General features: G+C 69.1%; 10 protein-coding genes and 1 tRNA gene. All 11 read right to left on the bottom strand.

The window, feature by feature from the left end:
• Positions 1–324 precede the first annotated feature (324 nt).
• Entirely contained in the window at positions 325–1614 is a 1290-nt protein-coding gene (locus Q5064_RS11025) for a Ni/Fe hydrogenase subunit alpha (RefSeq protein WP_302964674.1), read from the bottom strand.
• A 3-nt stretch (positions 1615–1617) separates the two neighbouring features.
• Positions 1618–2403 (bottom strand): NADH:ubiquinone oxidoreductase, encoded by a 786-nt coding sequence (locus Q5064_RS11020; RefSeq protein WP_302964671.1) that lies wholly within the window; start codon positions 2401–2403, stop codon positions 1618–1620.
• Entirely contained in the window at positions 2404–3309 is a 906-nt protein-coding gene (locus Q5064_RS11015; RefSeq protein ID WP_302964669.1) for an FAD/NAD(P)-binding protein, read from the bottom strand.
• Between the two features lie 5 nt (positions 3310–3314).
• Positions 3315–4340, bottom strand: coding sequence for a 4Fe-4S dicluster domain-containing protein (locus Q5064_RS11010; protein ID WP_302964667.1), 1026 nt, complete (start codon positions 4338–4340; stop codon positions 3315–3317).
• 176 nt (positions 4341–4516) lie between these two features.
• Entirely contained in the window at positions 4517–4921 is a 405-nt protein-coding gene (ndk, locus tag Q5064_RS11005; RefSeq protein ID WP_302964664.1) for a nucleoside-diphosphate kinase, read from the bottom strand.
• Positions 4922–5008: 87 nt separating this feature from the next.
• Positions 5009–6388: a tetratricopeptide repeat protein gene (locus tag Q5064_RS11000; RefSeq protein ID WP_302964662.1), complete on the bottom strand. Its 1380-nt coding sequence runs from the start codon at positions 6386–6388 to the stop codon at positions 5009–5011.
• A gap of 75 nt (positions 6389–6463) precedes the next feature.
• The gene (locus Q5064_RS10995; protein ID WP_302964661.1) at positions 6464–6994 is read right to left on the bottom strand and encodes a peptidylprolyl isomerase; all 531 of its coding nucleotides are present in this window, start codon (positions 6992–6994) and stop codon (positions 6464–6466) included.
• Between the two features lie 94 nt (positions 6995–7088).
• A complete protein-coding gene (gene rlmD / locus Q5064_RS10990; protein ID WP_302964659.1) occupies positions 7089–8405 on the bottom strand; it encodes a 23S rRNA (uracil(1939)-C(5))-methyltransferase RlmD in 1317 nt (438 codons plus the stop codon).
• Between the two features lie 103 nt (positions 8406–8508).
• Positions 8509–8584 (bottom strand) — tRNA-Arg (locus Q5064_RS10985).
• Between the two features lie 184 nt (positions 8585–8768).
• Positions 8769–9683: a diacylglycerol kinase family protein gene (locus Q5064_RS10980; RefSeq protein ID WP_302964658.1), complete on the bottom strand. Its 915-nt coding sequence runs from the start codon at positions 9681–9683 to the stop codon at positions 8769–8771.
• Between the two features lie 8 nt (positions 9684–9691).
• Positions 9692–10174, bottom strand: a 483-nt coding sequence (locus tag Q5064_RS10975) for a GtrA family protein (protein ID WP_302964657.1), incomplete at its 5' end; no start/stop codon positions are given.

Raw genomic sequence — 10174 nt, 5'->3', positions numbered from 1 at the left:
TGAAGGTGCCGCGGGGCCTCTCCCCGCCGCCGTCTCTCGCGAGCGGCGCAAGGAATAAGATTACGCAACCTCATTCCTCCCGTCAAGGCGTTCACAGAATCCTTACAAAGTTCTTGAGAGCCTTGACATAGACGGAGAAGTTCTTCTCCGCACTGCGCTTTCCGTTCCCGAAAAGACAGCTTGCCCATAATACACGTCTCCGGGATTGGCGCAAGGGGTAATTTGGAAAAAATCGGGCGACCGCGTGTTTCGCGATCGCCCCGGATGCTTTTCGCTGCATGGCGCGGTCATGGTATCCGCGCCGATAATGCGGCCGGCTGCCTTCTAGTGGACGCTGCAGGACAGGCACGGGTCGTAGGCCCGCACGAGCTTCTCGATCTCCAGGCGGATCATGGCCTCGTCGTAGTCGGCGGCGACCATCTTCTCGGCCAGCTGGCGCATGTCGGCCTCGAGGTTCGCGATGTTCTGAGCCGTCGGCGTGAGGATGCTCGCACGCTCGACGCGCCCTTCCTCATCCAGATCGAGAATATGGAACAGCGCGCCGCGCGGCGCTTCGGTGAAGCCCACGCCGCGGCCGGCCCGCACCGTAAAGGGCACCGGCTCGCTCGTCCCCGCGAACTCGTCGACCGCCAAACGCCGGCAGAGGCCGGCGCAGCGGTCGAGCACGTCCACGAGCTCCACCGCCTGGGCGATGTTGTTGGCGAACGGGTTGTACTCGGGCGGCCGCAGCCCCGCCTTGGCCGCCGCGTAGCGGGCATCCTTGCACAGCGCGTCCCAGCTGGCGCTCACGCGGGCGAGCGCGGCGGTCAGGTAGGGGCGCCCGGTGCGCCGGGCCCGGGCGAGGAAGGCGGCCGATGAGCCCTGGGGGTACTCTTCGATCTCCTCTTCCACGGCGCAAGCCGCAAAATCGTAGCCGGCGCGCACGAAGCGCGCGGTGTCGGAGGTGCACACCGGGTAGGCGCCGGGCGCCACCATGGCGAGCAGGTCGCCCTCGGTCTGCACGTCCAAGGTGTCGAAGTCGCGGAACAGGTCGACGCATTCGAGGGCGAAGGGCCGCGCCTCATCCATGGCGTCGGCGAGCCGCAGGTACTCCGCGGGCGCGATCTCGTGGGTGAAGCCGCCCACCACCGCCGTGATGGGATGGATGGAGCGTCCGCCCACCAGCGTGCACAGCTCGTTTCCGAGGGCCTTCAGGCCGAGCGCCCTCTGCAGCAGCTCGGGGTTGGAGTCGGCCAGGGGGAACACCGACTTGTGGCCGAGGAAGTCGGGAGCGGCGAACACGAACAGGTGCGTGGCGTGGTTCTGCAAGAACGACCCGTACACCAGAAGCTCGCGCAAGGCCTCGGTGCGGTCGGTCACCTCCACGCCGAAGGCCGCCTCGATGGCCCGCAGATCGGTGACCACGTGGCTCGACGAGCAGATGCCGCACACCCGCGAGGCGATGTAGGGCACCTCGTTGAAAGCGCGGCCCCGCACCATGGACTCGAACAGGCGCGCGGGCTCCACGACAGCCATCTCGCAGGTGGTCACCTGGCCGTCTTCGATGACGAGGCGGATATCGCCGTGTCCCTCCACCCGGGCCACGTGCTCGACGGTGATGGATGTGGAAGCCATGGGCTACTCCTCCCCCGCCGCGGCCAGCGCCACGGCGTTGAACATCTGCAGGGCCTCGTCGAAGCGCGCCGGCTCATGCCCCCGCGAAGCCGCGAAGGCGCGGGCCGAGGCCACGTTGGCGTCGGGCGAGAGACCGGCGCACCCGTTGCAGGCGCGCCCGAGAGCCGGGCAGCGCGCGCCGCAGCCGGCGCGGGTCACGAGCCCCAGGCACATCTGGCCGCGCGCGTACAGGCAGCCGCCCTCGTTGCGCGAGCACTCGCCGCACAGCGCCGAGGTAGCGGAAAGCCGGTTGCTGCCGTAGAGCGCCGCGTCGAGCACGCGCACGAAGTCGTAGGGATCCACCGGGCAGCACGGCACCGTGAAGTCGACGTCGACGACGGCGGACACCGGCACCGGCTCGCGCATCGAGCCGCAGGCTGCCGGCGCATCGGCGCCGTAGACGACCGACGCATGGCCTGCGAGATCGCCCGCGGCCATGCCGGGGATGCCGCCGGTGGCCGCGCAGGAGCCGATGGCGATGACGACGCGCGCCCGCTCGCGCAGGCGGCGCACCGTCCGGGCGGCCTCCTCGGTAGTCACCGCGCCCTCGATCACGGCCACGTCGAACTCGTCGGGCATGGGCGCCGAGGAGGTGAGCTGCCAGTAGGCCAGATCGATCTGGCCGAGCACCGCCAGCAGGTGCTCCTCGATGTTGGTGATGTTGATCTGGCAGCCGAAGCAGCTGGCCAGGCCGGCGAACACCACGCGCGGGGCGCGGGGCGCGTCGGTCACAGGTTCCCTCTCGCTCATTTACATCGACCCCTGGATGTTCTTGGCCTCCCAGTAGTTGAAGACCGGTCCGTCAATGCAGCAGTACTGATGCCCCACCTGGCAGTGCCCGCACTTCCCCACGCCGCACTTCATATGGCGCTCGAAGCTCATGTAGATGCGGTCGTAGGGAATGTCCTTCTTCCGCATCTCCTGCACGACGAAGCGGTACATCACCGGCGGCCCGCACAGGGCCCCGAAGGTATTGGACGCATCGATTTCCAAATGCTCGAAGGGCTTGGTGACCAGGCCCTCTTCCCCGTCCCACGTCTCGTCGGCGTGGTCGACGGTCAAATACAGGTCGAAGTCCTTGCGGTGGCGCCACATCTCGAACTGGTGGCGGAACATGACCTCGGCGGGGTTGCGCGAGCCGTAGATGATGGTCACCTTCCCAAACTCGCTGCGCTCGTCGTGGATGTTGTTGATGAGCGAGCGCAAAGGCGCGATGCCCAGGCCGCCCGCCACGAGCAGCACGTCGTGGCCGCGCATGGCCTCGATGGGAAAGCCGCGCCCGAAAGGCCCGCGGATGCCCACGATCTCGCCGCACTGCATCTGGTGGAGCCGCTCGGTGAAGCGGCCCGCGCGGCGCACGCACAGCTCGATGAAGCCGCGCTTGGTGGGCGACGACGAGATGGAGATGGGCGCCTCCCCCACGCCGAAGATGGACAGCTCCACGAACTGGCCGGGGGCATGGCAGAAGGCCTCGCGTACCTTGTCGTCCACGAGCCGGAACTCGAAGAGCTTCTCGGTGGCCGTGAGCTCGGTGATGGAGGTGATGCGCGCCGGCCAGGGCCGGTAGGGGTTTGCGCGCATGAGCTCGGCGCCGGTGAGCTCGGGCCCGGCGTCGCGGTAGGGATGGATGGCGATGGTGCTTCCGGAAGTCGGCATGGCGCTTACGCCCCCTTTCTCTCGAAGAAGCGCAGCACCTCGATGGGGCTGATATCCACCTTGCAGGCCGCGGCGCAGCGCCCGCAGCCCACGCACAGGCTGCGGTCGTGGGTGGCCAGAAAGCCGTTCAGCTTGTGGTACATGCGGTGGCGCACGCGCTGGGCCGGCGTGGGCCGGAAGTTGTGGCCGCCGGCCACCAGCGCGAACTGGGGCGAGGTGCAGGCATCCCACACCCTCTCGCGCCGCCCAGTTTCCGCACCGGGATCGAGCGTGTCGCGGATATCGAAGCAGTAGCAGGTGGGGCACACGTTCGCGCAGGCATTGCAGGACAGGCAGCGGCTGCCCAGCTCGTCCCAGAAGCCGTCCTCGTGGAAGGCGTCCATGAGCATGGGGATCTCCTGGATGTCGGGGATGGCGGGATTGAACGCCTCCTGCCGGGCGCGCGTGGCGGCGCGAAACGCGATGCGATCCTCGTCGGTGGCCTCGCGCACATCGCAGGCGGCCTCCAGAATATTGGCCGCGGTGACCGAGCCGATGGACACGAGGTACTTGTCGCCGATGGCGTTTAGGAACAGGTCGTAGCCCGGGCGCGCCTCCTCGGCATCCATGAGGTTGCAGAAGCAATGCTCGGTGGGCGTGCAGCTCACGCCCACGATGAGGGTGGCCGCCTGGTGGGCCGCGTAGTACGGGTCGGGATAGCGCGCATCGTTGAACACGCTGTTCAGATTCATGATGCCGTTGATGTCGCAGGCGTGCACGCCGAACAGCACCCGCGGCCGCACCTCGTCGACGTAGTCGGTCACGTCGTTGGCGGCTGTGTCGAACTCGAACAGCGTCTGGGTGGCGGGCATGAGGTACTTCTTGGGCGAGGCGACGGTAGAGGGATAGTCGAGCGCTATCTCGTCGAAGTCGGAGACGGCGGCGAACACGTACTTCTCGCCGCGCCTCACGGGCGCCACCACCTCGTAGCGCTCCATGAAGGCCGCCACGAGCGAGGGCACGTCCGCGCGGTCGATGACACGGTACAGCATAGGCGATCGAGTTCCTTTGGTTCCCTGGGTCTTCTCCTTTGCCCTATGGTAACCGCTTGGAGGCCCTTGCGCGACGGCAGGTCGCCTGACGGCCGAAAAACCAGATGAAGAAAAGAAAAGCCCCGCGACGCCGGTAAACGGCGCGGCGGGGCTTTGCGGCGTCGACGCAGTCTTCTCTAGTTGAAGAAGATGCCGATCTCGCGCTCGGCGGACTCGGGGCTGTCGGAGCCGTGGATGACGTTCTCGTCCATGATGAGGCCGAAATCGCCACGGATGGTGCCCGGAGCGGCCTCGGCCGGGTTGGTGGCGCCCATGAGCGAGCGGCACTTCGCCACCGCGCCCTCGCCGGAGACGACCATCTTCACCACGGGGCCGGAGGTGATGTAGGCGATGAGGCCGTCGTAGAAGGGCTTACCCTCGTGCTCGGCGTAGTTGGCGGCCGCCTGATCGGGGGTGACCATGCCGAGCTCCATGCGCTCGATGGTGAGGCCAGCGCGCTCGAAGCGGTTGATGATCTCGCCGATGTGGCCGTTGCGCACGCCGTCGGGCTTGATCATGGAGTAGGTCTGCTGGATAGCCATGGATGTCCTTTCAAGATACGGGGTCGTTCATGCAAACGGCCCGCGCACGGGGCGACGGGCCGGTAATGCCGGGATGGGGCCGGGCCGCTAGCTCTGGCTCGGGAAGTACAGCTCGACGTTGGTGACCTTCCAGCCGATGCCGTCGCGGGCCAGCGACACCTTGTAGGTGACCTGGCCGCCCTCCTCGGTGGAGGCGGTGGCGTAGACGGTGGAGTCGCCCATGGAGCGGTTCACGCCGTCGATGGACACGTTCGCGTCGGCGACCACCGGGTCGAGCATGGCGGCGGCCTTGGAGGCGTCCACGCTGGAGGCGAACACGGCGCCGGGCGCGGCGGCCGGGTCGGCGAACATGGTCTTCACCACGTCCTCCTGGGTGGGGTACCCGTAGCCCTGGGTGTAGGCGAACACGCCCGCGGCGGCGGCCAGCACCACGACCACGACGAAGAACAGCAAAATCTTCAGGCCCACGTTGCGGCGCTTGCGGTCCTGTTTGGCCAGGCCGCGCGACCACTGCTCGAGCTCAGCGTCGGTAGCGGTGAAGAAGCGGTCGTTGTCCACGTTGTCGTAGGCGCCCACGTAGCCAGGGAAGCTCGCCGGGTCCACCTCGTAGGGCTCGTCGTAGTAGAAGGGCTCGGATGCCTCGCCCTCGTAGACCTCCGCGTCGTAGACGCTCGAGCCGTCGGCGGCCACGTCGAGGCCGGACATGTCGGCGAGCTGGAGCACCTGGGTGGCCTGGTTCTGCTCGGACGTGCCCTGGGCCACGGCGCCCACGGCGCGCTGGTAGTCGACGCTGGCGGAATCGGACAGGAAGTAAGTCTTGTCGGCGATGGCCTCCTCGAAGGCGTGCACGGCCTTCTCCATCTGGCCGCAGGCCACGTAGGCCTGGCCGAGCGAGGCCTGCAGCTTGTTGCGGGTGGCCGGCTGCATGTCGAACTGCATGGCGCTCTCGTAGGAGGCCACGGCGTCGGCCGGGCGGTTCAGGGCCATGAAGCACACGCCCAGGTTCAAGAGCGCCTTGGTGGGATCAGGGTTGGCCTCATCAAGGGCCGCCTCGCGGAAGGCGACGCCGGCCTCGGCGGACTTGCCGAGCTTCATGAGGGCGTTGCCCATGCCCATGTAGGACTTGTAGGGCGTGGGGTTGGTGTCGTCGGTGACGGACTTCTCGAAGTAGCGGATGGCGTTGTCGTAGTCGCGCAGCGAGGCATAGGCCATGCCGAGGTTGCACTCCACGGTGCCGAGCGCGCCGTAGGCCGGGTCGGCCGTGGCCTGGCTGTAGGCCTGGATGGCCTCGCGCGGGTTCTTCAGCTTCACCAGGCAGTTGCCGATCTGGTGGTACAGAAGGCCCATCTCGCCGGGGGCCAGGGGGAAGTTCGTGTCCTGCAAGCATTCCGTGAACGTCATCAGCGCGCCGCGGTAGTCCCTCAGACGGTAGCGCTCATTCGCTCGGTCGAATAACTCGTTGTTCATAGATGTCCTTCGCTCGGTCTTTCTTGCAGGAATCGGTGCGGCGCGCCGAGCCGTCGGCCCGGCGCGGAGTGCGTCCTAGGCGGCGTTCTCGATGGTGACGGACTCGATGACGTCGCCGGCGCGCAGCTGCCCGATGACGTCCTTGCCCTCGATGGTCTGGCCGAACACGGTGTAGCCGGAGTCGAGGTTGTGCTGGGGGCCCAGGCACAGGTAGAACTGGGAGCCGGCGGAGTTCGGGTCCATGGAGCGGGCCATGGCCAGCGCGCCGTCCTCGTGCTTGTTGTTGGGGTTGGTGGTGAACTCCTCCTTGATGGAGTAGCCCGGGTTGCCGGTGCCGAAGGGAGCCATGCCCGGCGCGCGGCCGGCGGCCACCTGCTCGGGCGTGGCCTCGCGGGTGTTCGGGCAGCCGCCCTGGATGACGAAGCCCGGCACGTAGCGGTGGAACTTCAACCCGTCGTAGAAGCCCTTCTGGGCCAGCTCGACGAAGTTGCCCACGTGGATGGGGGCGTCGGCGCCGGCCAGCTGCACGCGGATGGTGCCCTTGGAGGTGTTGATGACGGCGATCTCCTCGCCGGTGGGCTGGTACTCGGGGGTGTACAGAGCCATGGGGCCCTCCTTTTCCTCACTGCGGCGGCCGCCGGGCAGGCCGGCATGCGCACCTCGATTCGCATCTTCGCATACGGGGAACGATTCTAGCAAATTAGCGGCGAGTTCGCTCGAAAATGCTAACCACTTCCACATGGTAGGTCTGGGGGAACAGGTCGACGGGGGTGGCGCGGGCCAAGCGGTAGCCCTCCTCCTCGAAGCGGGCGACGTCGCGGGCCCAGGTGGCGGGGTCGCAGCTGACGTAGGCCACGCGGCGCGGGGCGGCCTCGGCGATGGAGGCCACCACGCCGTCGGCGAGGCCCGCGCGGGGCGGGTCCACCACGAGCGCGTCCAGATCCCCCAGATCGGGCAGCTCGCGGGCGGCGTCTCCGCCCACAACCTCGATCTCGACCCCCGCGCGCTCGGCGTTGCGGCGCAGGTCGCGCACCGAGGAGCCGGCGGCCTCCACGGCCACCACGTCGGCCCCGGCCGCCGCAAGCGGCACCGAGAAGGTCCCCCCGCCGGCGTACAGGTCGGCCACGTAGTCGCCCTCCTCCACCTCGAGCCCCTCGAGCACCAGCTCGACGAGCTTCTCGGCCTGGGCCGTGTTCACCTGGAAGAACGACGGGGCGCTCGTGAGGAAGCGGGCGCCCGAGAGCTCCTCCTCCCAGCAGCCCTTCCCCGACAGCGCCTCCACCTTCTTCACCTTGCGGGCCCGCCCGGGCTCGGCGAGCACGCGCACGAGCGAGGTGTTCTTGCAGGCGGAGCCGAGCATCTTGGCGGCCGCGGCGCGCGGGAAGGGCCCGGGCGGCGTCCAGAGGGCCACCTCCACGTCCTTGGTGCGCAGACTGCCGCGCACCCCCACCCGGTAGATGCCCAGATCCTCGTTGCCTGCGAGGAAGCGGAGGGCCCCGCGCAGCGCCTTCGGGGCCCCGGCGATGAGCCGGTTGGCGAGCGGGCAGGAGTCGAGCGGCACGATTCGGTCGCCCCCCTCGGGCCGCATGCCCAAGACGAGGCGCCCGGCCTCATCGGCGCCGCAGGCCAGCTCCAGCTTGTTGCGGTAGCCCCACTCGCGCTTCGAGGGGACGCAGGGCGCCACGAGCTCCTCGGCGCGCGCGGCGTCCAGGCGCGCGGTGCGCACGAGGGCGTCCACCACGTTGGCGCGCTTGGCGGCGAGCTGCGCGCCGTAGGCCAGCACCGCCCAGGGGCAGCCGCCGCAGCCGGCCGCGCAGGGCGCCTCCACGCGATCGGGCGAGGGCTCCACCAGGCGCGACACCGAGGCGCGGGCGAAGCGGGGGCGCTCCTCGCGCAGCTGGACCTCGGCCACATCGCCGGGCACCGCGCCGTCGACGAACACGGTCTTGCCGTCGGCCAGGCGGCCCACCCCGGCGCTGCCGTAGCTCATGCGGTCGATGCGGACGGTCTCGGTCATGGGGGTCTCCTTCGATGCGGGCGGCGTGGGTGCGGCGGGTGCGGCGGCCCGCTTCCGCGCCGTAAAGAAAAGGGCGGACCTGCCGGCCCGCCCTGGCGGTTCATGGTGCCCTCGACAGGATTCGAACCTGCGGCACCTTGCTCCGGAGGCAAGTGCTCTATCCCCTGAGCTACGAGGGCGGCTCATGGTGCCCTCATCGGGCGCAGGCTATTATAGTGCAATTCTCGCGGACGCGCCCCAAAACCTCAAAATCCCCCACGGGCGGCGCGCGAGGGCGCGACCGGCCCGCCCCGAGAGCTGCGCGAGCCCACGCCCGGCCCCGCCTCCGTCGAGCAGCGGACGATCCGAAGGAACGGGGCTTCCCTACCGCCTCCCGCCGAAGACGACGGTGAGGGCGTCGGGCACGCACTCCACGGAAAACCGGCTCCCCTCCAGCTTCTCGCCGTCGATCTGGGCCGGGGGCTCGCGGTCGAAGGACAGCGTCAGGGAGTCGGCGCGCTCGAAGTGGATGTGCTCGTTGCCGACATGGCGCCCGAAGCGCGCGGCGAGCAGCACCGCGAGGGCCCGGCGCGGGGAGAGCGTCGGGGTGGCCCAGCACAGGTCGAGAAGCCCGTCGTCGATGGCGGCCTTCGGCGTGATGCGGAAGTGGCCGCCGTAGGTGGGGCCGATCTGCACGGCGAAGAGATAGCAGGAGCCGGCCACCCCGCCGGCGTCCGTCTCGAGCCGGAAGCCGTAGGTGTCCAGGTGGTGGAACAGCTGGTCGACGGCGCTCTCAAGGTACAGGCGCGTGCCAGCCCGCCCCGTGCGCACGCGGCGCTCCATGGTGTCCAGGGCGATGGCGGCGTCCAGGCCGAACGAGAGCGTCTCCACGAAGTAGCGCCCGTTCACCCGGCCCACGTCGGCCGGGCCGGTTCGCAGCTCCAGGATCTGGTCGATGGCCTTCGGAATGGCCGAGGCCATGCCCAACGTGGCGGCGTAGTCGTTGCCGGAGCCGGCGGGGATGACGCCGAGGGCCGGGCGGGAGGCGCGGGGGCGCTCCATGAGCCCGGCGGCCACCTCGCTCACGATGCCGTCGCCCCCCAGAGCCGCCACGAGGCCCACCTCGGGCCCCAGCTGGGCCGCAAGCTCGGTGGCGTGCCCCGGCCGCTCGGTGAGCAGCAGCCGGAAGCCCGCGTCGCCCACCCGAGCGCGCAGGTGGCTGGCGGCCTCCACGGCCGCCCAGGCCCCGCGGCCGTTCTGGGCCGCCGGGTTGGCGATGAGCGCGATGATCCCGTCCATGGCCGTCGCTATCCGCGCAGGGCGACCGGCGACGCCTCGCCGTCGTCGGCGCCGGCGTAGGCGTCCGCGGCGCCCGGGCCGGCGTCGAGGAACTTCTTGCGGGTGACGAAGTTGTACACCATCACGATGGCCGTCGCGGCGATCTTGGTGATGAGGTAGCTGATGCCGGCCAGGGAGGTGCCCACGAACATGAGCAGGTCGTTGATGCCGAGCCCGATGACCGACAGCACCACGAAGATGACGAACTCGCGGCGGCGCGAGAGCCCCTCTTTGTGGGTGAACACGTAGCGCATGGAGGCCAGGTAGTTGAAGACGACCGAGACGGTGAAGGAGATGGTGGCGGACAGGAGGTACTCCACACCCGCGAGCTCGGTGAGGGCCACCATGAGGCCGTAGTCGATGACGAAGGCGGCCACGCCCACGACGCCGAACTTCATGAACTGGTGCACGAGTCTTCCCATGATGCCTTCCGCCCCGCCGCCCCAGCGTTC

The organism is uncultured Adlercreutzia sp., assembly GCF_958431955.1.
Lineage (GTDB): Bacteria > Actinomycetota > Coriobacteriia > Coriobacteriales > Eggerthellaceae > Adlercreutzia.
Note: the sequence above shows the minus strand (reverse complement) of the source record. Positions and strands in the feature narration are given on the sequence as shown.

Coding starts and splice junctions, on each gene's coding strand:
- Q5064_RS11025 (WP_302964674.1), bottom strand. CDS start 1,614: ATGGCTTCCACATCCATCACCGTCGAGCACGTGGCCCGGGTGGAGGGA.
- Q5064_RS11020 (WP_302964671.1), bottom strand. CDS start 2,403: ATGAGCGAGAGGGAACCTGTGACCGACGCGCCCCGCGCCCCGCGCGTG.
- Q5064_RS11015 (WP_302964669.1), bottom strand. CDS start 3,309: ATGCCGACTTCCGGAAGCACCATCGCCATCCATCCCTACCGCGACGCC.
- Q5064_RS11010 (WP_302964667.1), bottom strand. CDS start 4,340: ATGCTGTACCGTGTCATCGACCGCGCGGACGTGCCCTCGCTCGTGGCG.
- ndk (WP_302964664.1), bottom strand. CDS start 4,921: ATGGCTATCCAGCAGACCTACTCCATGATCAAGCCCGACGGCGTGCGC.
- Q5064_RS11000 (WP_302964662.1), bottom strand. CDS start 6,388: ATGAACAACGAGTTATTCGACCGAGCGAATGAGCGCTACCGTCTGAGG.
- Q5064_RS10995 (WP_302964661.1), bottom strand. CDS start 6,994: ATGGCTCTGTACACCCCCGAGTACCAGCCCACCGGCGAGGAGATCGCC.
- rlmD (WP_302964659.1), bottom strand. CDS start 8,405: ATGACCGAGACCGTCCGCATCGACCGCATGAGCTACGGCAGCGCCGGG.
- Q5064_RS10980 (WP_302964658.1), bottom strand. CDS start 9,683: ATGGACGGGATCATCGCGCTCATCGCCAACCCGGCGGCCCAGAACGGC.